Raw genomic sequence first — 21,970 nt, 5'->3', positions numbered from 1 at the left:
GACCCAGGTGTCCACTACCTGAGATGTCTGGATCCCCACCCTAATCCGTGGCTCCGCGTTTTCAACACCCCCGAACGGCCCAGAACTGCGAAATCCGCAAGACACGTACCCGTAAACAACGAATTTCATCGCCCGAACCTTGCGGAACTGTCGATACGTCGTGCACAGTGGGGTCGTGGTCAGTCGAAGCGCGGAACCCAGGGACTCCCGCGAGTCCAGGAACGGCAGTCCCCAGTTGGACACCGTCTCCCTCGCCATCATCGAGCAGCTCCAGCAGGACGGACGCCGCCCGTACGCCGCGATAGGCAAGGCCGTGGGCCTCTCCGAGGCCGCCGTGCGCCAGCGGGTCCAGAAGCTGCTCGACCAGGGCGTCATGCAGATCGTCGCCGTCACGGACCCGCTCACCGTGGGATTCCGCCGTCAGGCGATGGTCGGCGTCACGGTCGAGGGCGACCTCGATCCGGTGGCCGAAGCGCTCGCTGCCATGTCGGAAGTCGAGTACGTGGTGATGACCGCGGGCTCGTTCGACATCCTCGCCGAGATCGTCTGCGAGGACGACGACCACCTGCTGGACGTCATCAACAAACGCATCCGGGCCCTGCCCGGGGTGCGCTCCACCGAGAGCTTCGTCTACCTGAAGCTCAAGAAGCAGACCTACATGTGGGGAACCCGATAACCGTGAGCACCAAGGACCTCAGCAAGACCGCGTACGACCACTTGTGGATGCACTTCACCCGCATGTCCTCGTACGAGAACGCGCCCGTTCCCACGATCGTCCGTGGTGAGGGCACCTACATCTACGACGACAAGGGCAAGAAGTACCTCGACGGTCTCGCGGGCCTGTTCGTCGTCCAGGCCGGTCACGGCCGCCGGGAGCTGGCCGAGGTGGCCGCCAAGCAGGCCGCCGAGCTGGCCTTCTTCCCCATCTGGTCCTACGCCCACCCCAAGGCCGTGGAGCTGGCCGAGCGCCTCGCCCACCACGCGCCCGGCGACCTGAACAAGGTCTTCTTCACCACCGGCGGCGGCGAGGCCGTCGAGACCGCGTGGAAGCTGGCGAAGCAGTACCACAAGCTGACCGGCAACTACACGAAGTACAAGGTCATCTCGCGTGCGGTCGCCTACCACGGCACCCCGCAGGGCGCCCTGTCGATCACCGGCCTGCCGGCCCTGAAGGCCCCCTTCGAGCCGCTGGTCCCCGGCGCGCACAAGGTGCCGAACACGAACATCTACCGCGCCCCGATCCACGGCGACGACCCGGAGGCCTTCGGCCGCTGGGCCGCCGACCAGATCGAGCAGGAGATCCTGTTCGAGGGCCCGGAGACCGTCGCCGCGGTCTTCCTGGAGCCCGTGCAGAACGCCGGCGGCTGCTTCCCGCCGCCGCCCGGATACTTCCAGCGCGTGCGCGAGATCTGCGACAAGTACGACGTGCTGCTCGTCTCGGACGAGGTCATCTGCGCCTTCGGCCGTCTCGGCACCTACTTCGCCTGTGACAAGTTCGGCTACGTCCCGGACATCATCACCTGCGCCAAGGGCATGACCTCGGGCTACTCCCCGATCGGCGCCGCGATCGTCTCGGACCGCATCGCCGAGCCGTTCTACAAGGGCGACAACACGTTCCTGCACGGCTACACCTTCGGCGGCCACCCGGTCTCCGCGGCCGTGGGTCTCGCCAACCTCGACCTGTTCGAGCGCGAGGGCCTCAACCAGCACGTGCTGGACAACGAGGCGAACTTCCTGAAGACCCTCCAGAAGCTGCACGACCTGCCGATCGTCGGCGACGTCCGCGGCAACGGCTTCTTCTACGGCATCGAGCTGGTGAAGGACAAGGCCACCAAGGAGACCTTCACGGACGAGGAGTCGGAGCGCGTGCTCTACGGCTTCGTCTCCAAGAAGCTCTTCGAGTACGGCCTCTACTGCCGCGCCGACGACCGCGGTGACCCGGTCATCCAGCTGTCGCCGCCGCTGATCTCCGACCAGTCGACCTTCGACGAGATCGAGGGGATCGTCCGTCAGGTCCTGACGGAGGCGTGGACCAAGCTCTGACCGCACCCGTCGATCCCCCGCCGTGAGCCCGGATCCGCCGTCCTCCCCCGAGGCGGACTCCGGTCTCGCGTCCGGCTGATCACCCCGGCCCCGGTGCCCCCCGTTCGAGTGAGAATGGGCGGCCCGGGGCCGCGTGCTGTCCGCCCTCCCGGCCCCGACTCCTTAGCGTGCCCTGTGACCGATCGGCCCTGCCTTCGTTCCCCCGTCCGGGGGACCGAGCGACCTCGAAGAGATCGCCGGGCACGGCACATCAGCTCTGAACGAGGTGTACGCGATGGTGGCCCCGCCTGACAACGACGTGCTCTGGGCACGCGCCCTGCACGTCGAGCACAACGGCTCGCCCGCGCTCAGCGGTGTCTCGCTCGGCGTCCGTGAGGGCGAGATCCTCGCCGTCGGCGGCCCGCGCGGCAGCGGCAAGACGACCCTCCTGCGCTGTCTGTCCGGCCAACTGCTGCCGCAGCGCGGCGAGGTCTGGTTCAACAGCCTGCCCGTGCACACGATGGGCCGGCTCACCCGCGAGCGGCTGCGCCGGGACCGGTTCGGCTGGATCGACCCCTCCCCGACGCTGATCCCCGAGCTGAACGCCTGGGAGAACACGGCCCTCCCGCTGATGCTGCGCGGCTGGACCCGCCGGGCCGCCAAGACGGCCGCCCTGGAGTGGCTGAAGCGCCTGGACATCGGCGGCTGCGCCCGTAAGCGCCCGCACGCCCTGCTCCAGTCCGAGCGGCAGCGCGTGGCCGTCGCCCGCGCCCTCGCCCCCGCGCCCACCGTGCTGTTCGCCGACGAGCCGACCGCGCCGCTGCACCGCGCCGACCAGGTCCATGTGCTGCGCACCCTCACCTCGGCGGCCCGGTCGCACGGCATCACCGTCGTCCTCGCCACCCACGACCCGGACACCGCGGCCCTCGCCGACCGCACGGTGTCCCTGCTCGACGGACGGCGTGTGAACACCGTCCACCTGCCCCCGGTCGCCGAGGCGGAAGGCCGGGCCGCGTGCTCGCTCTCCGTCTAGCCCGCGGGGGCAGCCCCCTCGTCCAGCTCCGCCGGCTCCTGGTCGCCGCCGCCTCCGCGGGCACCGGGTTCCTGCTGCTGTGCACGCTGGGGTACGCGATGAGCCGTCCGGACGCCTCGGCCGCCGGCGCGCTGCGCCTGGCCTGGTGCGTCGTTCCCCTCGCCGCCACGGTCTACTTCGCCGTCGCGGTGGCCCGCACCGACCCCGCCACCCGGCCCCGGTCCGGTCTCTCCGCGCTCGGCCTCGGTCCTGGCCGGCTGATGGCGATCTCCGCCGCCACCACGGCCCTGTCCACGTTCCTCGGTTCGCTGCTCGCCCTGCTCCTCTTCCTGCATCTGCGCGGCGATCTGACCGGGGTCCCGTTCGGCGGAACGGCGGCGGACTTCCTGGCCTCCGGCCAGTCCCTGCCCCTGCCCGCGGCCCTGACGCTGCTCGCCCTGGTGCCGGCGGCGGCCTCCGGAGCGGCGGCCGTGGCGCTGCGGCCCCGGGGCCGGGGTCCGGCACGGGCCGCGTGGTCCTACGGCCGCACCTGGATGTCGTCCCGGCAGAGCCCGGTCGCGAGCCCGCAAGGGCCCGGCACCCGCGGCGGCGGACGGCCCGCGGACGGCGCGGGCGCCACCTCGCCCGCCGGGCCGGTGGCCGCCACGACGCCCGGCACGGCCGCGGGTCCGACCGTGACGGCGCTGGGCGACGGCCTCCACGCCGGCTCCTCGGACGGTGAGGGTTCCGACGCGCCGGCGCCCGGCTCCCTCGCGGACGGCGCCGGTGGCCCCCGCTTCGACGACTTCCACTGGACGGCCGCGGCCTACGCCTCCGGAGAGATCCCGGGGACGGACGCGGAGGACCGTTCGCCGGCCGCAGGGCTCCGCGCGGAACCGGCGGCCCCCGGTGCGCACGAGCGGCTCTCCTCGTACGAGCGCGTGGACACACCGTACGAGGACACGGAAGCGGCGTACGAGGACGCGGGCGTGCCCGGTGCGCGCCCGGAGCGGCGCCGGGCCGCCGAGGCCGGCTCCCTCTCGTTCCCGGCCCCGCTGTCCTACCCCAACGGGCTCCCCTGGGGCGCGGCCGCCGTGGCGGCGGGGCTGGCCGTGGAGACGTACGCGAGCCGTTCGGGCCCCGCCCCCGCGCTCGCCCTGCCCGGCGGCTTCGCCGGAGGTCCCGCCGGGGTCCTGCTCGGCTGGGTGCTCACCGCGGTCGGGCTGGCCCTGGCCGGGCCCGCGATCACCTATCTGTGCGGGTGGCTGCTCCAGGCCGTACGTCCGGGCGCGCTGCGGCTGCTGGCCGGGCGGGTGCTCCAGGCGGAGGCGAAGCGCATCGGGCAGCCGCTCGGAGTGGTGTGCGCGGTGGCGTCGGGCGCGTTCGCCGTGACCACGCTGTACACCGGCGCCCGGCCCGCGTTCGGACCGCTGACCACCCTCGGCGCCCTGCTGGTCGCCGGGTGCACGCTGCTGACGCTGGCGACCGCCGCCGTCGAGGCGAAGCAGGCGCGTGCCGACACCACGGCCGCGCTGCTGCGGCTGGGCGCGCCCGCCTCGCTGCTGCGTGGTGCCGCGGCCCTGCGCGCCGGGGCACTGTTCGTCGCGTTCGCCCCGCTGACCTGGACGGTCGCCGAACTGGCCGCGATCCCCCTGATCGGCTGACCGGTCCGCGGGCGGGTCGGCCGACGCGCCCGCGAACAGCTCGGCACGGTCTCCCGGAGAAAAGGTCCGGGACGGCGATGATTTCCGGGCGGGCCCCCGGTCTACCCCAGCGAACGGCACCACACCGACGGGAGAACCTCGCATGTACCAGCAGATGATCTTCGTGAACCTGCCCGTGTCCGACGTCGCCGCGTCCCGGAAGTTCTTCACGGAGCTCGGCTACTCGATCAACCCCCAGTTCTCCACCGACGACTGCGCCTGCGTGGTCATCAGCGACACGATCATCGCGATGCTGCTCAGCAGGCAGCGGTACGCGGACTTCACCAAGAAGGAGATCGCGGACGCCACGACGACCAGCGAGGTGCTGCTGTGTCTGAGCGCCGAGAGCCGCGAGAAGGTCGACGAGCTGGTCGACGCGGCCATCGCGGCGGGCGGCTCGGGCACGGGCGAGGCGCAGGACCAGGGCTTCATGTACGGCCGCGCCTTCGACGACCTCGACGGCCACACCTGGGAGGTCATGTGGATGGACCCGGCGGCGGTCCAGAGCTGAACTCCACACGGGTCGACGGTCCGGGCCGGACCTCACGGCCCGGTCGATGTTCCGGGGCCGGCGCGCGGTACAGGGGTCCGCGCGCCGCCCCGGCCCGCGACGCCGGGCCCCGCCGACCGGCCGGGGCGACTCCCCGCTCCCGGCCCCGCCCGCACACACCTGCCGAACGCCCCCGGGCGGGGGGCTCTTCGGGCGGAACGCGCCTGAGCCGGACACCCCGGTCGCAGCGAACCCCGGTGCCCGGGGCAGGGACTCTTCCGGCGGAACGCGCCCGAGCCGGGCCACCCCCGGGCTCGGCAAACCCCGGCGCCCGGGCGGAGATACGTCGAGCCCGACATACCCGTCCCGGACCCCCGGTCGCAGCAAACCCCGGTGACCGGGGCAGGGACTCTTCCGGCGGAACGCGCCCGAGCCGGGCCACCCCCGGGCTCGGCAAACCCCGGCGCCCGGGCGGAGATACGTCGAGCCCGACATACCCGACCCGGCCCCCGGTCGCAGCGAACCCCGGTGACCGGGGCAGGGACTCTTCGGATGGGGCGCGCCCGAGCCGGGCACCCCGGGTCGCAGCGAACCCCGGTGCCCCGGGCGGCAGCCCCTAGCATGGCCGGGTGCTCCCGACTCCCCTTCACGTCTCCCACGACCGTGAGATCGAATCCCTCGCCGAGTTCGACGAGGTCGTCTCGGCAGGCGGTTCACTCGCCGGATTCCGTGTCCAGGCCGTCGATCTGACCGCCCGTACACGGGAGTTGCTCTCCTCGGACACCACGGACGCCGTGTTCCTCGGCTGCCCGATGGAACCCGAGGCCGCCGCGCGGGCCCGGGCCTCGGGCGCGCTCGTCTTCCCGCCCGTACCCGGCCTCCCGCTCGACCCCTACCGCGGCCGCCTCTACTCCCCCGACGAGCTCTTCGCCTCGCTGGACACCGGCTACGAGGCGACGCCCGACGCCCGCGCGTACGCCTGGTTCCAGCGGACCAAGGCCGACGGCGACATATTCGCCTCGACGGTGCGCGCGCTCCACGACGACTCCGTCTCGGACGCGCTCGACGAACTCCTCGTCGGCGTACGGGTGGTCGGGGTGATGGGCGGCCACGCGATGGAGCGCGGCACCGAGGCCTACGCGGGGGCCGCGCGGCTCGGCCGCACCCTCGCGCGCTCCGGCCTCATGGTCGCCACGGGTGGCGGACCCGGCGCCATGGAGGCGGCCAACCTCGGCGCGTACGCGGCCCCGTTCGACGACGGCATGCTCGACGAGGCGCTGCGCGTGCTGGCAGCCGTCCCGTCGTTCACGCCGTCCGTCACCGACTGGGCGCGCGCCGCGTTCGAGGTGCGCGAGCGCTGGCCCTCGGGCGGCCCCTCGATCGGCGTGCCCACCTGGTTCTACGGCCACGAGCCGCCGAACGCCTTCGCCGCGCACATCGCCAAGTACTTTGCCAACGCGACCCGCGAGGACGGCCTGCTGGCCCGCTCGAACGCGGGCGTCGTCTTCCTGCCGGGCGCCGCCGGGACCGTACAGGAGATCTTCGACAACGCGACCCCCAACTACTACGGATCCAAGGGCGAACCGACCCCGATGGTCCTGGTGGACCGCGTGCACTGGACCGAGAGATTTCCCGCCTGGGAGCTGCTCAGGGCGCTGGCCAGGGAGCGGGCGATGGAGTCGCGCATCGCCCTTGTCGACGGGGTCGATGACGCTCCGCAGGCGCTCAAACACCTTGGAGGTTAACGACTCGATAAAGCCAACGACCAGGCGGCGCCTACGCATTGACAGCCCTTAGGTCGCACTTATAAACCTGTGAGACCTCTGGGGGTGCTGTTGCTGGAATGAATTACAGCAAATCCCCCTACACCCCCCGCAGTTGCGCAACCTGTGAAGGGCAATCGTGTCCATATCTCGACGCACCGCACGTTCCGTGCGAATCCTCGGCGTTGCCTCCGCCTCTGCCGCGCTCGCGCTCGGCGTCGCCGGCAACGCACTCGCTTGCAACATCGGTGACTTCGACGCCGTCGCTTCCTGCGACGGCGCGAAGGCCATCGTCACCGTGTCCGACACGGACCGTACCGCCAACAAGGCCACCGTCACGATCTTCCTCGAAGACAAGCAGGTCGGCTCCGGAGAGGTCACCGGCCAGAAGGACGGCAAGGCCTCCGTCGCCATCACGCTGACGGAGGACTGGGTTTCCGGGGGCAAGTACCGGGCCCACATCGATGTCCCGACCCGCGTCAACTCGGACACGGACGTCAAGTCGGTGCCGTCCGAGCCCTGCGCTCCGAAGTCGGAGTCCCCGTCCCCGTCGGCGAGCCCGGAGCCGTCGGAGTCCGCCCCCTCGGCGACTCCCTCGGACTCGGCGCGCCCGTCGGAGTCGGAGAGCAGCGCCGCTCCGGCCACCCCGGGCGACAACCAGCCGTCCGCGGCCGCCGGTGAGTCCAACCTCGCCGAGACCGGTGCGAACTCCAACACCCCGATGATCGCCGGTATCGCCGGTGCGTTCGTCGTCGTCGGTGGCGGAGCGGTCTTCTTCGGCATGCGCCGCCGTGGCGCCTCGAAGGCGAGCTGACCCGCATCCGAACGACCGTGTGGCCCGCCCCCGTCGAGGGGGCGGGCCACACGGCTTTTCCGGACGTTCCGCTCAACCCGCCCGCGGTACCGGGTTCTTCGCGGCGGGCCGCGTTCCGGACGCCCCGGACCCTCCCAGGACGACGACCTCGGCGGCGTCGAACTCCACCCCGACCACGTCCCCGGGCTCCGGCGCCTCGCGCAGGGCGCACGCCGCCTCCAGCGGGGGCGCGCCCTCGGGCTGAAGCCGTACGGCGACGTGGGTGCCGCGGAAGGTGCGGGCGGCGACCGTGCAGCGCAGCCCGTCCGCGGCGGCCGTGAGCCGTACCCCGGCGGGCCGTACGAGGAGCGTGCCGGGCCCCTGGGCGGCACCCTCGGGCACCGGGACCCTGCCCCAGGGGGTGTCGGCCGCCGTCTCGCCCACCGTCGCCTCGACCACGTTGTCGAAGCCGAGGAACCGGGCCACGAAGGCGTCCGCGGGACGCTGCCACACGTCGAGGGGCGTACCGGACTGGGCGATCCGCCCGTCCCGCATCACCACCACCCGGTCGGCGAGCGCGAAGGCCTCACCCTGGTCGTGCGTGACGGCGAGCACCGTCGTCCCCAACTCGCCGAAGAGCTGACGGAGTTCGACGACGAGCCGTTCGCGCAGGGAGCGGTCCAGCTGGCCGAGGGGTTCGTCGAGCATCAGCAGCCGCGGGCGCGGCGCCAGGGCGCGGGCCAGCGCGACGCGCTGCTGTTCACCTCCGGAGAGCGAGGCGACGGCACGGTCCCGGGCTCCGGGCAGACCGACGAGATCGAGCAACTCCCCGACCCTGGCCGCCTGTCCGTTCCTCGGCGTGCCCTGCATCCGCAGCCCGAAGGCGACGTTGCCGCCGACGTCCCGCTGCGGGAAGAGCTGGTGGTCCTGGAACATCAGGCCGACGCCCCGCCGGTGCGCGGGAACGCGTTCCTGGTCGCGTCCGTCCAGCAGCACCCGGCCCGCGTCCAGGGGCTGAAGACCGGCCACCGTCCGCAGCAGGGTGGACTTGCCGCTGCCGCTGGGCCCGAGCACGCACACGATCTCGTGCTCGGCGACCTCCAGGTCGACGGCGTCGAGCACGGCCTGTCCGCCGAAGCGTACGGTCGCGCCCTGAAGGCTCAGCAGCATCTAGAACTCCCCGGTCCGGTCGGTCCGTACCCGCTCCAACAGCAGCAGCGACACCGCGCAGACCACCATGAGGATCGTCGAAAGGGCCATCGCCTGGCCGTAGTTGAGATCGCCGGCCCGTCCGAGCAGCCGGGCCACGGCGACCGGCAGCGTCGGGTTGTCGGGCCGCGCGATGAAGACGGTGGCGCCGAACTCCCCGAGCGAGACGGCGAAGGCGAAGCCCGCCGCGATCAGCAGGGCGCGCCGCACCATCGGCAGATCGACCTCGCGCCACACCCGCCAGGGCGACGCCCCGAGGACGGCCGCGGCCTCCCGCAGCCGCCCGTCCACCGCGCGCAGCACGGGCAGCATGGTCCGTACGACGAAGGGCACGCCCACCAGGGCCTGCGCCAGCGGCACCAGGATCCAGCTCGCGCGCAGGTCGAGCGGCGGCTTGTCCAGGGCGATCAGGAATCCGAAGCCGACCGTCACGGCGGAGACGCCGAGCGGCAGCATCAGCAGCGCGTCGAAGCCCCGCATCAGACGCCCGGCCCGCCGGGTGAGGGCGGCGGCGGCCAGGCCGCCGATGAGCACGGCGATGGCGGTGGCGGCGAGCGCGTACTCCAGCGAGTTGCCGACCGCCTCGATGGGGGCGACGAGGAAGACGCTTCCGTCGTCGTGGGCCAGGGCCCGGTAGTAGCCGAACCCGGGGGCGCCGAGGGAGCGCTGCACGAGGACGGCGAGCGGCAGCACCAGCAGGACCGCGATGCTCGCCAGCACGCCCGCGAGCAGGGCCCACTGTCCGGCGCCGCGCGGGCGGCGCGCGGTGGTGCCGGGGGCGACCAGGCGCAGGGCCGTCTCCCGTCGGCGTACGGTCGCCGCGTGCACGGCGAGGATCGCGCCGACCGCCACGAACTGGACGATCGTGAGGACCGCCGCCGTGGTGAGGTCGAAGATCTCGGAGGTCTGCCGGTAGATCTCGACCTCCAGGGTCGAGAAGGTGGGGCCGCCGAGGATCTGCACCACACCGAACGAGGTGAAGGTGAAGAGGAAGACCATGAGGGCGGCGGCGGCCACGGCGGGTCCGAGCGCCGGCAGCGTCACCTTGCGCCAGGCGGCGAGGCGTGAGGCGCCGAGCATGCGCGCGGCGTCCTCCTGGCGCGGGTCGAGCTGCGACCAGAGCCCGCCGACGGTCCGTACGACGACCGCGTAGTTGAAGAAGACGTGCGCGAGCAGGATCGCCCACACCGTGGTGTCCAGCCGTACGCCCCACAGTTCGTCGAGCAGTCCGCCGCGGCCGACCAGCGCGAGGAACGCGGTGCCGACGACCACGGTCGGCAGCACGAAGGGCACCGTCACCACGGCCCGCAGAACCTGCTTGCCCCTGAAATCGAAGCGCGCGAAGACATACGCGCCGGGGAGCGCGACCAGCAGCGTGAGCGCCGTCGAGGCGAGCGCCTGCCAGGTGGTGAACCACAGCACGTGCCGGATGTCGGACCGGGTCGCGACCTCCCAGATCCGGCCGAGCCGCCAGCCGCCGTCCCCGTGGAGGCCGCGCGAGACGATCGCCGCGACGGGATAGGCGAAGAACACCGCGAAGAACGCGACGGGCAGCGCCATGAGCGCGAACCGTGCCGCGTTCCCCGCGCGGTCCCGGCGCGGAGCCCGCCCGGCGCCGGGCCGCCCGGCGGCTCCGCCCGGCCCCGCCGGTGCGCCGGACCCGGCCGGTGCGCCGGACCCCGCCGGCCGGCCGGCCTTCGCCTTCGCGTCGGCTACTTCAGTACGAGCGAGGTCCACGACTTGACCCACTGGTCGCGGTCGGCGGCGATCTTCGCGGGCGTCAGGGTCTCGGGATCCTTGGCCTGCGGACCGTACTGCGTGAACTCGGCGGGCACCCGCGCGCCCTCACGGACCGGGTAGACGAACATGTTGAGCGGCATGTCCTCCTGGAACTCCTTGGTGAGCAGGAAGTCCAGGAACGCCTTGCCGCCCTTGGCGTTCGCGGCGTGGCTGAGCAGACCCGCGTACTCCACCTGCCGGAAACAGGTGCCGTCCGCGACCCCGGTGGGGGCGGTGGCGGGCTTGGGGTCGCCGTAGATGACCTCGGCGGGGGGCGAGGAGGCGTACGAGACCACGAGCGGCCGGTCGGCCTTGGCCTTCTTGCCGCCCGCGGACCCCGAGAACTCGTCGTTGTACGCCTGCTCCCAGCCGTCCACGACCTTCACGCCGTTGGCCTTGAGCTTCTTCCAGTAGCTCTCCCAGCCCCCGTCGCCGTAGTGCGCGGCGGACCCGAGCAGGAAGCCGAGGCCGGGCGAGGAGGTGGCGGCGTTCTCCGTGACGAGGAGGTTCTTGTACGCGGGCTTGACGAGGTCGTCGAAGGACCGCGGCGGCGTCAGCTTGTGCCGGGCGAACCACGCCTTGTCGTAGTTGACGCAGATGTCGCCCGTGTCGATGGGGGTGACCCGGTGCTTGTCCTGGTCGATCCGGTACGCCGGCTCGACCTGGTCCGTGCCCCTGGCCGTGTACGGCTGGAAGATCCCGTTGTCGAGCGCGCGGGAGAGCAGGGTGTTGTCGACGCCGAAGAAGACATCGCCCTGGGGGTTGTCCTTGGTCAGGACGGCCTTGTTCACGGCCTGCCCCGCGTCGCCGTCCTTGAGGACGCGGACCTTGTAGCCGGACTGCTTCTCGAAGTCCGCCAGGACGCTCTTCGACACGGCCCACGAGTCATGGCTGACCAGCGTGACCGTCTTCGAGTCGCCCGAGCCCGCGGCGCCGGACGAGCCGCACGCGGACAGCGCGGGCAGGGCGACGAGCCCGAGGCCGGCGGCCATGACGGCGAACCTTCTGCCGCCGCTGACGGTGGTGGTGATGCTCACTGATTCCTCCTGGGTGACCAGGAAGAGACGCGGCCCTGCCCGGGACCTCTGACGGTTCCCGGGCAGGGCGCAACAGCTTGAGTAACGACCGAACTTCCTACCCAGAATGACCTGGGCAAGGTTCAGAGGGTCTGCGGTCTGTCCCGCACTCTCAGCGCTGTGGCGCTCCCCTGTCGGAATATGAAGATGTCGGACGGTGCCGTCACCGGACGGTGAACCGTCCGGCCGCGGCGGCGCCGGACCCCGCGACAGGCGGGGGACCGACTCGGTTCAGCCTACCGCTCGGTCGCGGCGAGCTGACCACACGCTCCGTCGATCTCCTGGCCCCGGGTGTCCCGGACGGTCACGGTGACGCCGTGGGCCGCGATGGCCTCGACGAACGCCTTCTCGTCCTCGGGCCGCGAGGCGGTCCACTTCGAGCCCGGGGTCGGGTTCAGCGGGATGAGGTTGACATGCACGGGCTTGCCCTTGAGCATCCGTCCGAGCCGGTCACCACGCCACGCCTGGTCGTTGATGTCGCGGATCAGGGCGTACTCGATGGACAGACGGCGCCCGGACCTGTCCGCGTACCCCCAGCCCGCGTCCAGCACCTCGCGCACCTGCCACCGCGTGTTCACGGGGACGAGGGTGTCGCGCAGTTCGTCGTCCGGGGCGTGCAGCGAGATCGCGAGCCGGCACTTGAAGCCCTCGTCCGAGAACCGGTTGATCGCGGGAACCAGGCCGACCGTCGAGACGGTGATACCGCGCTGCGACAGCCCCAGCCCGTCCGGCTCCGGGTCGGTGAGGGCACGGATCGCGCCGACCACCCGCTTGTAGTTGGCGAGCGGCTCGCCCATCCCCATGAAGACGATGTTGCTCAGCCGCGCGGGGCCCCCGGGGATCTCGCCGTCGCGCAGCGCGCGCATCCCGTCGACGATCTGGTGCACGATCTCGCCGGTCGACAGGTTCCGGTCGAGGCCCGCCTGTCCGGTGGCGCAGAACGGGCAGTTCATCCCGCAGCCGGCCTGCGAGCTGATGCACATGGTGACCCGGTCCGGGTAGCGCATCAGCACGGACTCGACGAGCGTGCCGTCGAACAGCCGCCACAGGGTCTTGCGGGTGGTGTCCTGGTCGGTCGACAGGTGCCGCACGACCGTCATCAGCTCGGGAAGCAGCGCTTCCTGGAGCTTGCCGCGCGAGGCGGCCGGGATGTCCGTCCACTCGGCGGGGTCGTGCGCGTACCGGGCGAAGTAGTGCTGCGAGAGCTGCTTGGCACGAAACGGCTTCTCACCGATCGCGGCAACCGCCTCTTTGCGCTCGGCGGGCGTGAGATCGGCAAGGTGCCGCGGCGGCTTCTTGGCTCCGCGCGGCGCGACAAAAGTGAGTTCTCCGGGCTTCGGCATAACCCTTCCAGTGTCGCAGATCAACAGCACCGGCCCGGGCCGGTGCCGGTTGGGGGCGCTTCCGTGGACCCACGCCCGTCCCATCTGCCCGTGTTCCAGACCGCATTGACACCTGTCGATACAGACGTTGCGTCTCGAGGCGGCATTCGTCAACATAGAAGGATGTCGAAGCAGGAAGTCGTGACGCCTGGACAGGGCGGCCGTTCCGACGGCTGCCGTCCCGGCGGGATCCGCGTCGCCCCGATGACGGCCGAGCACGCGGACGAGGTCCTGGCCATCTACCGGCACGACATCGAGGAGGGCGACTCCACCTTCGAGACCACGGCTCCGTCGTGGGAGAAGTTCGACGGGGCCAAGGTTTCGCAGCATCGCTATGTCGCCTTGGAGACTCTGAAGACTCCGGACGCCACGGACGCCCCCGGCAGCGTGCTCGGCTGGGTCGCCGCGGCGCGGGTCTCGGACCGCCGCGCGTACGCCGGTGTCGTCGAGCACTCCGTGTACGTACGTCCGGACGCGCGCGGCCGGGGCATCGGCCGCACCCTCCTGGACACCTTCATCGCCTCGACCGAGGCCGCGGGCATCTGGACCATCCAGTCGGGCGTCTTCCCCGAGAACACCGGCAGCCTCGCCCTGCACAGAGCCGCGGGATTCCGGGTCATCGGCACGCGCGAACGCATCGGCCGGCGTCACGGCACCTGGCGCGACGTCGTCCTGATCGAACGCCGGAGTCCGGTGGCCTCGTGACCGGGCCCCGGAGTCCCGCCGGATCCCGCTACGCGCCCGGCGGGCGGAAGGAGACCTGCCGCCGGGCCGCCTCGTCGATCTCGTCCGGGGTGAGAAGCGGCGTTGCCCGGGTGTGCAGCGCGCCGCTCGCCTTGACGCTGAGACTGACGGCGGCCATGGAGACCGCGTCGGGGAAGTCGAGGACACACACGAAGTCGTCCTCCCCGAAGGAGAAGTACATGGCCTCGACACTCCCGCCGAGGCCCGCGACGACCTGTTCGACGGCGGCGCGACGGCCGCTCGCGCCTTCCTTGAGCAAGCCCTTCGCGCCCTCGGGCGTGTAGCGGGCCTGGATGAGGAACTTCGGCATCGGGTGCTCCCTGCCCGTGACATGTGCGGTACGCGGATGACCTTCCCGCTGCCGCACCGGCCACCGATCGGCGAGCGGAGGATTCACCCGCACGGCTCCCGCGACCACCGGGGCGCCCCGGGCGGGCCCGAACGGCCGATGCCGCCGGGCCGCCCGGGCACGTATCACCGGTTACGCGAACTGGCCGGGCCGGTAGTCGCCCGCGGGCTGCTGGATCATCACGTTCGCGCGGTTGAAGGCGTTGATGAGCGCGATGCAGCACACCAGCGCGGCGAGCTGCGCCTCGTCGTAGTGCTTGGCGGCGTTCGCCCAGCACTCGTCGGTGACGCCACCGGCCGCGTCGGCGATCCGGGTGGCCTGCTCCGTCAGCTCCAGGGCGGCGCGCTCGGCGTCGGTGAACACGGTCGCCTCCCTCCAGGCCGCGACCAGGTTGAGGCGCACGGAGGTCTCCCCCGCGGCCTCGGCGTCCTTGCTGTGCATGTCGGTGCAGAACCCGCAGCCGTTGATCTGGCTGGCTCGGAGCTTCACCAGTTCCTGGGTCGCGTGCGGCAGCGTCGAGTCCGCGAGCGGCCTGCCCGCGGCGACGATGTGCTTCATGACCTTGGCCGCCACCGGGTCGGCGAAGAGGCTGAGACGAGCTTCCATGGTGCGCTCCCTGGGTCGTTGTCGTGGCTACACCTGGATGACGGAACGGCCCGGCGGGATGTGACCGGCCCGGATGTGACCTGCGTCTCCTCCGGGGGGAGCAGGGGGAGGCGCCCCTCCGGGAAGGAGAACGGACACACTCCGGATGCTGTCGGGACCTCCCACCAGGGCCTAGAATCGAATATGTGTCCGAAAAAGTGTCCCGCCTACAGCACCTGCGCAGCGTCCGCGCCTGGCTGCTCTGGCAACTGCGCCGCACCGACGACACCATCGCCGAGCTGGAGCGCCAGGAGGTCGCCGCCACCCGTGCGGCCCATACGTCTCCCCCGGCGCCGCGCGGCTGGAAGCTCGCGATGCACCGGGCGGCCGGTGGCGGTACGAGCGCGGGCCCGGACGCCGTCCACACGGACGACTGCGGCCTGGCGGGGAAGAACACGAAGCCGCTCGCCCGTGAGCAGGCCCTGCGGGCGATCACCGAAGACGGCGTCACGGCATGCCCGTACTGCCGCCCCGACACGGATCTGGGTGTCCTGTGAACCACGAACACATCCCCACCGCGCCCATCGTCGTCGGCCGCCCGGCCGCCGCCGGAGGCCGTCGCGTGACGATCGGCGGGCGGAGCGCCGGCATCGCCCACAGCGACGCCGACGTGGTCGAGTTCCTGCGCCGCGCGGGCCTGCCCGACGCGTGGGACCACCTGGACGACCCGCAGTGGGTGGAGTGGCAGGGCGGCGGACCCCGCACCTACGACACCACCCCTCCGGGTCACGGGGATCACGGTGAGGTGATCGGATGACCCGAAGGGGTGGTGTCGTGGCGGTGCCTCGCGGATACGAGGGTCGTAAGCGCGTGCGGAAAAACGATCAGCCGGATCCGACGAAGAGGACCAGCAGCAGCCAGACGACCGGAGCCGTCGGGAGCAGGGAGTCCAGCCGGTCCATGATGCCGCCGTGGCCCGGCAGCAGCGTGCCCATGTCCTTGATGCCCAGGTCCCGCTTGATCATGGACTCGCCGAGGTCACCGAGCGTGGCGCTGGCCGCGACCGCGAGGCCGAGGACCAGACCCTGCCACCAGGTGCCGTCGTCGATCAGGTACTGCATGCACAGCGCACCCGCCACCATCGCGAACGAGACCGCTCCGAACAGACCCTCGCGGGTCTTTCCGGGGCTGATCCGCGGGGCCAGCTTGTGCTTGCCGAAGCGCCAGCCGATGGCGTACGCCCCGGTGTCGCTGACGACCGTCAGGAGCAGGAAGGTCAGCACGCGGCTCGGGCCGTCGTCGGCCGTGAGCATCATGGCCACGAAGGTCGCCAGGAACGGCACGTAGAAGGCCGCGAAGACCCCCGCCGTGACGTCCTTGAGATAGCCCTCGGGCGGTTCCGTCATCCGCCAGACCAGGACGGCGAGCGCGGTGAGCGCCATGGCCACCCAGGCACCCTCGGCGCCGCGCACGTATCCGGCGACGACCATGGCGGCCCCGCCGACCGCGAGCGGGACGAGGGGCGCCTTGATGCCCTTGCGCTCCTCCAGCCGCGAGGTGAGCTCCCAGAGCCCCACCACCACGGCGACCGCCACCACGCCCACGAAGACGGCCTTGACGACGAACAGCGACGCGACGATCACCGCGCCGAGACCGACGCCCACTCCTATGGCCGCGCCCAGGTCGCGGCCCGCACTCTTCTTCTGCGGTGCGGGGGCGGGCTCGGGTGCGGTGCTGGGCATGGGCTCCTGCGGGCTCTGCGGGTAGTGCGGCGAAACCCCGTAGGGAACCGCCGGCGAGTCGTTGCGGACCGAGGGGCCGCTCAGCCGAGCGGCCCCCCTGTCGTCATCCTGGTCTCCGCCATGTGCGGGTACGTCGGGCGCGGTGGGCATGGGCCGAGTGTGCTGCGCGTCATGCGCATCGTACGTGGGACCCGCCGGGGCCGCCCCCTGGGCAGGCCCCTGCTCGGACGGCCCCCAGTACCCGGCTTGTGGCGGCGCTCCCCAGGAAGAGTCGTTCATCAGACCTCGAGCAGCTCCGCTTCCTTGTGCTTCAGGAGCTCGTCCACCTGGGCGACGTACTTCGCCGTGGTGTCGTCGAGTTCCTTCTCCGCACGGCGGACCTCGTCCTCGCCGGACTCCTTGTCCTTGACGAGCTTGTCGAGAGCGTCCTTGGCCTTGCGGCGCACGGCGCGGATCGAGACCTTGGCGTCCTCGCCCTTGGTCCGCGCGACCTTGATGTAGTCCTTGCGGCGCTCTTCCGTCAGCTCGGGGAACGTCACCCGGATGATGTTGCCGTCGTTGCTGGGGTTGACGCCCAGGTCGGAGTCACGGATCGCCTGCTCGATGTTGCGCAGAGCGCTCTTGTCGAACGGGGTCACCACGGCCATGCGCGGCTCCGGGACGGAGAACGAGGCCAGCTGGTTGATCGGCGTCAGCGCGCCGTAGTAGTCGGCCACGATCTTGTTGAACATCGCCGGGTGCGCACGGCCGGTGCGGATCGCGGCGAAGTCCTCCTTGGCGACCACGACGGCCTTCTCCATCTTCTCCTCGGCCTCGAGGAGGGTCTCTTCGATCACCACTTGCTCCTGCGTGTCTTGAGTAGGCCCGGCAACTGATTCCTCGTCGGGTCGGCGGCCGGCTGCGTCGCGTCTTGTTCCTGCACGGTTCCGGACCGGCAGGACATTGTCCATCCCCCGGTCGGGGTGCGTCCTGGACCGGAAGGCAACCCGGTCCCGGGCGTTCCCCGTCAGACCCGGCCGCTCTGGTCGCCCACGAGTGTGCCGATCTTCTCACCCTTGACGGCCCGCGCGATATTGCCCTCCGCCAGGAGCTCGAAGACCAGGATCGGCAGCTTGTTGTCCCGGCACAGCGTGATGGCCGTCATGTCGGCGACCTTGAGATCCCGGGTGATGACCTCGCCGTAGCTGAGCGCGTCGAACTTGACCGCCTCGGGGTTGGTCTTCGGGTCGGAGTCGTAGACACCGTCCACGCCGTTCTTGCCCATGAGGAGCGCCTCGGCGTCGATCTCCAGGGCCCGCTGGGCGGCGGTGGTGTCGGTGGAGAAGTACGGCATGCCCATACCGGCGCCGAAGATGACCACACGGCCCTTCTCCAGGTGCCGTACGCCGCGCAGCGGGATGTACGGCTCCGCGACCTGGCCCATGGTGATGGCGGTCTGGACGCGGCTGTCGATGCCCTCCTTCTCCAGGAAGTCCTGGAGGGCGAGGCAGTTCATGACCGTGCCGAGCATGCCCATGTAGTCGGAGCGCGCCCGGTCCATGCCGCGCTGCTGGAGTTCGGCCCCGCGGAAGAAGTTGCCGCCGCCGATGACGACGGCGATCTGGGCTCCGCCGCGCACGACGGCCGCGATCTCGCGGGCGATCTTGTGCACCACGTCGGGGTCGACGCCCAGTCCGCCGCCACCGGCGAACGCCTCGCCGGAAAGCTTCAGCAGGAAGCGGCCCGCGCCTTTGCCGTCGTCGCTCTTCTCGCCGTTTCCGGCCTGGGTGGTGGTCATGGAGATCTCCTCATGGTGCACATACGAAGAAGGCCATTGCCGGTGGGGTGTGTTTGCATCCCATGCTCGGCAATGGCCTCCTCGTCAGATCTGCTGTCGTCCGGCACACACAGGTGAGTGCCGACGTACGCGGACGACTGCTGTCGACCCTATCGGGGTCGCGCGTCGATCGCTGTACGGACTCAGATGCCGACCTTGATGCGCGAGAAGCGCTTCAGGGCGACACCGGCCTCGTTCAGAACCTGCTGGACGGACTTCTTGTTGTCGAGCGCGTACGGCTGACCGAGGAGGGTGGCCTCCTTGAAGAAGCCGTTGACGCGACCCTCGACGATCTTGGGGAGGGCGGCCTCGGGCTTGCCCTCGGCGCGGGTGGTCTCCTCGGCGACGCGACGCTCGCTCTCGACGACCTCGGCCGGAACGTCCTCACGGGAGAGGTACTTCGGCGCGAAGGCGGCGATGTGCTGCGCGATGCCCTTGGCGAGGGCGGCGTCGGCCTTGTCCAGCTCGACCAGAACACCGATCTGCGGGGGCAGGTCGGGCATGGTGCGGTGCATGTACGCGGCCACGAACGCGCCGGAGAACTGGGTGAAGCGGTCCAGGACGATCTTCTCGCCCAGGTTGGCGTTGGCCTCGTCGACGAACGCCTGAACCGTCTTGCCGGGCTCGATCTCGGAGCCGAGCAGCGCCTCGATGTCGGCCGGCGACGTCTTGACGACGTGCTGGGCGATCTCGTTGGCGACGGCCTGGAACTTCTCACCCTTGGCGACGAAGTCCGTCTCGCACTTCAGCTCGACCAGGACACCGGAGGTGTTGTCGTCAGCGATGATGGAGACCACGGCGCCGTTCTCGGCGGAGCGGCCCTCGCGCTTGGCGACGCCCTTCTGGCCCTTGATCCGCAGCGCCTCGACGGCCTTGTCGACGTTGCCGTCGGCCTCGTCCAGCGCCTTCTTGCAGTCCATCATGCCGGCGCCGGTGAGCTCGCGGAGCTTCTTGACGTCAGCGGCGGTGTAGTTCGCCATGATTCCTGGAGTCTCTCTCGAAGTCTGAAGATCTACGGGCGGAACGGCGGGGGCTTCGTGCGCCCCCGCCGTTCACAGACCCGAAGGGGTGAGGGGTCAGGCCTGCTCGGCGTCCGCGGCGGGGGCCTCGGCAGGGGCCTCGGCGGCGGCCTCGGCGACGGCCTCGGCCGGAGCCTCGGCCTGCTCGGCGTCGGCGACCTTCTCCGTCTCGGCGGAGGTCTGGACCTCGGCGTCGTCGGCCTTCTTCTCGCCCTCGAGCAGGTCGCGCTCCCACGCGGCGAGCGGCTCGCCCGCGGCCTTGTCACCAGCGGCCTTGCCGGCGCCGGAGCGGGCGATGAGGCCCTCGGCGACGGCGTCGGCGATCACGCGGGTGAGCAGGGTGACGGAGCGGATCGCGTCGTCGTTGCCCGGGATCTTGTAGTCGACCTCGTCGGGGTCACAGTTGGTGTCGAGGATGGCGACGACCGGGATGTTGAGCTTCCGGGCCTCGCCGACCGCGATGTGCTCCTTCTTGGTGTCCACGATCCAGACGGCGCTGGGCACCTTCTGCATCTCGCGGATACCACCGAGGGTCTTCTCCAGCTTGGCCTTCTCGCGCGAGAGCACGAGAAGCTCCTTCTTGGTGAGACCCGAAGCGGCGACGTCCTCGAAGTCGATCTGCTCGAGCTCCTTGAGGCGCTGGAGACGCTTGTAGACGGTCGAGAAGTTGGTGAGCATGCCGCCCAGCCAGCGCTGGTTGACGTAGGGCATGCCGACGCGGGTGGCCTGCTCGGCGATGGCCTCCTGCGCCTGCTTCTTCGTGCCGACGAACATGACCGTGCCGCCGTGGGCGACGGTCTCCTTGACGAACTCGTAGGCGCGGTCGATGTACGACAGCGACTGGAGCAGGTCGATGATGTAGATGCCGTTGCGCTCGGTGAAGATGAAGCGCTTCATCTTCGGGTTCCAGCGACGGGTCTGGTGACCGAAGTGGACGCCGCTTTCCAGCAGCTCCCGCATCGTGACGACGGCCATGGCCGTTCTCCTCGGTTTTCTCGGTTGTGCCGCGTGTGCCGGACGGCACTCGCGCCTGACGCCCGCGACGCGCCTTGCCGCAAAGGACCGAGAGGCGCTGACACCGGTGGTGACCGGATGTCGGGGCGTGCGAAGTCGACCCGATGACCCGGGTCGCCATCAGAAGTGTACGGGACCCGAGAGGGCGCAGGTGACGCCGCTGTCCACAACCGGCCGGTACTCCACAGATCCCGGCCAAGATCCGTCCGATGCGGGACGGTTCCCGCATGCGAGTGAACCGATGTGCCCGTATCCGACGGTGCTTCCTGCTGTGCCTGGTCCTGACCGTCCTCGGCGCCCCGGCCCCGTCCGCCCTGGCCCGTGCCCCGAGCCCCGCGCCGAGGGCTCCTGCCTCCCCGCCGACGGCCGACCCTTCCGTGCCGGCCGTCGCCCGCGTCTGGCCCGTGGGGGTCAGGCCCTTCGTCCTACGGGGCTGGGAGCCGCCGGCGACGGCCTACTCCCGGGGACATCGCGGGGTCGATCTCGCGGCCGTGCCCGGAGACCCGGTGCGGGCGGTCGCACCCGGCCGGGTGTCCTTCGCGGGCCGGGTCGCGGGCCGCGGGGTCGTCTCGGTGGAGCTGTCGGGCACGGGGACGCCCCCGCTGCGGACGACGTACGGCCCGGTGCGGGCCTCGGTGCGCAAGGGCGACGAGGTCCTCGCGGGCCAGGTTCTCGGCACGCTGGAATCGGCGGACAAGCACTGCGGGCCGGCGCCCTGTCTGCACTGGGGCCTGCTCAGAGGCACGGTCTACCTGAACCCGCTGTCCCTGCTTCCCGCCCGGCTCCTGCGCGCGGGCCCCTCCCGCCTGCTGCCGCTCGACGGCACCGGTCCCCCGGTCCCGGGTCGGCCGGAAACCGGCGGGACTCAGCCCCGGACGCCCCGGAGGGCCATCGTCACGGCCGCCTCCGTGATGGCGGAGGGATCCTCGGCGGCGCCCAGTTCGATGCGCCGCGCCGCGGCGTCCACCACGCCCTGGAGGAGCATCGCGGCCAGCCGAGGCTCGGCGTGCCCCATCTCCGCGAGGGCCTCACCGATCATCGTGACCAGACCGCCGTGCGCGGCCCGGATCTTGTCCCGGGCGCCCGCGTCGAGTTCACCGGCGGAGATGGCGACCACGGCCCGGTGCCTGCGGTCCCCTACGAGGGCCAGCTGCCGGCGCACATAGGCCTCGACCGTGGCCTCGGCGCCGTCCGCCGCAGCCATCGCGGCCGAGACCTCGGCCGCCCAGACGGGGAAGTCGACCTCGCACAGTTCCTCGACGACGGCCGCTCTGGACCGGAAGTACTCGTACACGGACGACCGCGCGAGGCCCGTGCGCTCGGCGAGCGCGGGGAAGGTCAGCGCCTCCGTCCCGCCCTCGGACAACAGGGACCGCGCCGCGTCCAGCAGGGCGGCTCGCTGCATCGACCGGTGCTCGGCCACGGAGGCCGCTCGAATCCTTGGCACGTCAACCACTGTACGGACGCGGTGC

General features: G+C 71.3%; 22 protein-coding genes, 1 pseudogene and 1 riboswitch. Of the genes and pseudogenes, 11 read left to right on the top strand and 12 right to left on the bottom strand.

Features of this window, described 5'->3' with window-relative positions:
• Positions 1-160 precede the first annotated feature (160 nt).
• The 7 genes from WJM95_RS24160 (at position 161) to WJM95_RS24130 (ending at position 7,804) form a co-directional block, all read left to right on the top strand.
• Complete coding sequence (locus WJM95_RS24160; RefSeq protein WP_339131888.1) at positions 161-676, top strand: Lrp/AsnC family transcriptional regulator; 516 nt, start codon at positions 161-163, stop codon at positions 674-676.
• Positions 661-2,043, top strand: a complete 1,383-nt coding sequence (locus tag WJM95_RS24155) for an aspartate aminotransferase family protein (RefSeq protein ID WP_339131887.1) — start codon at positions 661-663, stop codon at positions 2,041-2,043. The genes WJM95_RS24160 and WJM95_RS24155 overlap by 16 nt, the downstream gene beginning before the upstream one ends.
• Positions 2,044-2,317: 274 nt before the next feature.
• On the top strand, positions 2,318-3,055 hold the full coding sequence (locus tag WJM95_RS24150) for an ATP-binding cassette domain-containing protein (protein WP_339131886.1): 738 nt from the start codon (positions 2,318-2,320) through the stop codon (positions 3,053-3,055).
• A complete protein-coding gene (locus WJM95_RS24145) occupies positions 3,037-4,698 on the top strand; it encodes a hypothetical protein (RefSeq protein WP_339131885.1) in 1,662 nt (553 codons plus the stop codon). Before WJM95_RS24150 ends, WJM95_RS24145 begins: the two co-directional genes overlap by 19 nt.
• 142 nt (positions 4,699-4,840) lie before the next feature.
• Positions 4,841-5,248 carry a VOC family protein gene (locus WJM95_RS24140; RefSeq protein ID WP_339131884.1) on the top strand — a complete coding sequence of 136 codons (408 nt, stop codon included), beginning with the start codon at positions 4,841-4,843 and terminating at the stop codon, positions 5,246-5,248.
• Between the two features lie 608 nt (positions 5,249-5,856).
• Positions 5,857-6,972 carry a Rossmann fold nucleotide-binding protein gene (locus tag WJM95_RS24135; protein ID WP_339131883.1) on the top strand — a complete coding sequence of 372 codons (1,116 nt, stop codon included), beginning with the start codon at positions 5,857-5,859 and terminating at the stop codon, positions 6,970-6,972.
• A gap of 187 nt (positions 6,973-7,159) precedes the next feature.
• Positions 7,160-7,804: an LAETG motif-containing sortase-dependent surface protein gene (locus WJM95_RS24130; RefSeq protein WP_339131882.1), complete on the top strand. Its 645-nt coding sequence runs from the start codon at positions 7,160-7,162 to the stop codon at positions 7,802-7,804.
• A 72-nt stretch (positions 7,805-7,876) separates the two neighbouring features.
• Here WJM95_RS24130 and WJM95_RS24125 read toward each other — a convergent pair whose 3' ends face one another.
• From WJM95_RS24125 to rlmN, 4 genes are all read right to left on the bottom strand, one after another.
• The gene (locus WJM95_RS24125) at positions 7,877-8,953 is read right to left on the bottom strand and encodes an ABC transporter ATP-binding protein (protein ID WP_339131881.1); all 1,077 of its coding nucleotides are present in this window, start codon (positions 8,951-8,953) and stop codon (positions 7,877-7,879) included.
• Complete coding sequence (locus WJM95_RS24120; RefSeq protein WP_339131880.1) at positions 8,954-10,552, bottom strand: iron ABC transporter permease; 1,599 nt, start codon at positions 10,550-10,552, stop codon at positions 8,954-8,956. It lies immediately after the preceding gene.
• Between the two features lie 152 nt (positions 10,553-10,704).
• Positions 10,705-11,763 carry a thiamine ABC transporter substrate-binding protein gene (locus WJM95_RS24115; RefSeq protein ID WP_339135802.1) on the bottom strand — a complete coding sequence of 353 codons (1,059 nt, stop codon included), beginning with the start codon at positions 11,761-11,763 and terminating at the stop codon, positions 10,705-10,707.
• Between the two features lie 121 nt (positions 11,764-11,884).
• Positions 11,885-11,990: riboswitch (TPP riboswitch) on the bottom strand.
• 93 nt (positions 11,991-12,083) lie between these two features.
• Positions 12,084-13,190: a 23S rRNA (adenine(2503)-C(2))-methyltransferase RlmN gene (gene rlmN / locus WJM95_RS24110; protein ID WP_339131879.1), complete on the bottom strand. Its 1,107-nt coding sequence runs from the start codon at positions 13,188-13,190 to the stop codon at positions 12,084-12,086.
• A gap of 243 nt (positions 13,191-13,433) precedes the next feature.
• On the opposite strand from rlmN, the gene WJM95_RS24105 reads away from it, so the two are divergent.
• A complete protein-coding gene (locus WJM95_RS24105; RefSeq protein WP_339135800.1) occupies positions 13,434-13,934 on the top strand; it encodes an N-acetyltransferase family protein in 501 nt (166 codons plus the stop codon).
• A gap of 28 nt (positions 13,935-13,962) precedes the next feature.
• Here WJM95_RS24105 and WJM95_RS24100 read toward each other — a convergent pair whose 3' ends face one another.
• Together WJM95_RS24100 and WJM95_RS24095 are read right to left on the bottom strand one after the other, a co-directional pair.
• Complete coding sequence (locus tag WJM95_RS24100) at positions 13,963-14,283, bottom strand: GYD domain-containing protein (RefSeq protein WP_339131878.1); 321 nt, start codon at positions 14,281-14,283, stop codon at positions 13,963-13,965.
• A gap of 171 nt (positions 14,284-14,454) precedes the next feature.
• Positions 14,455-14,928, bottom strand: coding sequence for a carboxymuconolactone decarboxylase family protein (locus tag WJM95_RS24095; protein ID WP_339131877.1), 474 nt, complete (start codon positions 14,926-14,928; stop codon positions 14,455-14,457).
• Positions 14,929-15,113: 185 nt separating this feature from the next.
• Between WJM95_RS24095 and WJM95_RS24090 the strand changes: the two genes are divergently transcribed.
• Both WJM95_RS24090 and WJM95_RS24085 read left to right on the top strand, forming a co-directional pair.
• Positions 15,114-15,464, top strand: coding sequence for a DUF6233 domain-containing protein (locus WJM95_RS24090; protein ID WP_339131876.1), 351 nt, complete (start codon positions 15,114-15,116; stop codon positions 15,462-15,464).
• Entirely contained in the window at positions 15,461-15,724 is a 264-nt protein-coding gene (locus tag WJM95_RS24085) for a hypothetical protein (RefSeq protein WP_339131875.1), read from the top strand. The genes WJM95_RS24090 and WJM95_RS24085 overlap by 4 nt, the downstream gene beginning before the upstream one ends.
• A gap of 67 nt (positions 15,725-15,791) precedes the next feature.
• Here the strand turns inward: WJM95_RS24085 and WJM95_RS24080 are convergent, their stop codons facing one another.
• The 5 genes from WJM95_RS24080 to rpsB all read right to left on the bottom strand — a co-directional run bounded on the left by WJM95_RS24080 (position 15,792) and on the right by rpsB (position 20,459).
• Positions 15,792-16,928 (bottom strand): phosphatidate cytidylyltransferase, encoded by a 1,137-nt coding sequence (locus tag WJM95_RS24080; protein WP_339131874.1) that lies wholly within the window; start codon positions 16,926-16,928, stop codon positions 15,792-15,794.
• Positions 16,928-17,485: a ribosome recycling factor gene (gene frr / locus WJM95_RS24075; protein ID WP_037625129.1), complete on the bottom strand. Its 558-nt coding sequence runs from the start codon at positions 17,483-17,485 to the stop codon at positions 16,928-16,930. The genes WJM95_RS24080 and frr overlap by 1 nt, the downstream gene beginning before the upstream one ends.
• 170 nt (positions 17,486-17,655) lie before the next feature.
• The gene (gene pyrH / locus WJM95_RS24070; RefSeq protein WP_339131873.1) at positions 17,656-18,426 is read right to left on the bottom strand and encodes a UMP kinase; all 771 of its coding nucleotides are present in this window, start codon (positions 18,424-18,426) and stop codon (positions 17,656-17,658) included.
• Positions 18,427-18,608: 182 nt separating this feature from the next.
• Positions 18,609-19,445, bottom strand: a complete 837-nt coding sequence (gene tsf / locus WJM95_RS24065) for a translation elongation factor Ts (protein ID WP_339131872.1) — start codon at positions 19,443-19,445, stop codon at positions 18,609-18,611.
• A gap of 96 nt (positions 19,446-19,541) precedes the next feature.
• Positions 19,542-20,459, bottom strand: a complete 918-nt coding sequence (gene rpsB, locus WJM95_RS24060) for a 30S ribosomal protein S2 (protein ID WP_339131871.1) — start codon at positions 20,457-20,459, stop codon at positions 19,542-19,544.
• Between the two features lie 248 nt (positions 20,460-20,707).
• Here rpsB and WJM95_RS24055 point away from each other — a divergent pair.
• Positions 20,708-21,340 (top strand): annotated as a pseudogene (locus WJM95_RS24055) (M23 family metallopeptidase); the annotation flags it as partial.
• A 23-nt stretch (positions 21,341-21,363) separates the two neighbouring features.
• Here the strand turns inward: WJM95_RS24055 and WJM95_RS24050 are convergent.
• The gene (locus WJM95_RS24050; RefSeq protein ID WP_339135798.1) at positions 21,364-21,921 is read right to left on the bottom strand and encodes a helix-turn-helix domain-containing protein; all 558 of its coding nucleotides are present in this window, start codon (positions 21,919-21,921) and stop codon (positions 21,364-21,366) included.
• Positions 21,922-21,970 lie beyond the last annotated feature (49 nt).

Origin of the sequence: Streptomyces sp. f51, from assembly GCF_037940415.1 — a bacterium.
In the GTDB taxonomy this organism is placed as follows: domain Bacteria; phylum Actinomycetota; class Actinomycetes; order Streptomycetales; family Streptomycetaceae; genus Streptomyces.
This window is presented reverse-complemented; position numbering and strand designations above follow the sequence as displayed.

What these genes read in the sequence shown, in the direction of transcription:
- WJM95_RS24150 (WP_339131886.1), top strand. Translation starts at nt 2,318, where the DNA reads ATGGTGGCCCCGCCTGACAACGACGTGCTCTGGGCACGCGCCCTGCAC.
- WJM95_RS24140 (WP_339131884.1), top strand. Translation starts at nt 4,841, where the DNA reads ATGTACCAGCAGATGATCTTCGTGAACCTGCCCGTGTCCGACGTCGCC.
- WJM95_RS24125 (WP_339131881.1), bottom strand. Translation starts at nt 8,953, where the DNA reads ATGCTGCTGAGCCTTCAGGGCGCGACCGTACGCTTCGGCGGACAGGCC.
- WJM95_RS24120 (WP_339131880.1), bottom strand. Translation starts at nt 10,552, where the DNA reads ATGGCGCTGCCCGTCGCGTTCTTCGCGGTGTTCTTCGCCTATCCCGTC.
- WJM95_RS24115 (WP_339135802.1), bottom strand. Translation starts at nt 11,763, where the DNA reads ATGGCCGCCGGCCTCGGGCTCGTCGCCCTGCCCGCGCTGTCCGCGTGC.
- rlmN (WP_339131879.1), bottom strand. Translation starts at nt 13,190, where the DNA reads ATGCCGAAGCCCGGAGAACTCACTTTTGTCGCGCCGCGCGGAGCCAAG.
- WJM95_RS24105 (WP_339135800.1), top strand. Translation starts at nt 13,434, where the DNA reads ATGACGGCCGAGCACGCGGACGAGGTCCTGGCCATCTACCGGCACGAC.
- WJM95_RS24100 (WP_339131878.1), bottom strand. Translation starts at nt 14,283, where the DNA reads ATGCCGAAGTTCCTCATCCAGGCCCGCTACACGCCCGAGGGCGCGAAG.
- WJM95_RS24095 (WP_339131877.1), bottom strand. Translation starts at nt 14,928, where the DNA reads ATGGAAGCTCGTCTCAGCCTCTTCGCCGACCCGGTGGCGGCCAAGGTC.
- WJM95_RS24080 (WP_339131874.1), bottom strand. Translation starts at nt 16,928, where the DNA reads ATGAACGACTCTTCCTGGGGAGCGCCGCCACAAGCCGGGTACTGGGGG.
- pyrH (WP_339131873.1), bottom strand. Translation starts at nt 18,426, where the DNA reads ATGACCACCACCCAGGCCGGAAACGGCGAGAAGAGCGACGACGGCAAA.
- tsf (WP_339131872.1), bottom strand. Translation starts at nt 19,445, where the DNA reads ATGGCGAACTACACCGCCGCTGACGTCAAGAAGCTCCGCGAGCTCACC.
- rpsB (WP_339131871.1), bottom strand. Translation starts at nt 20,459, where the DNA reads ATGGCCGTCGTCACGATGCGGGAGCTGCTGGAAAGCGGCGTCCACTTC.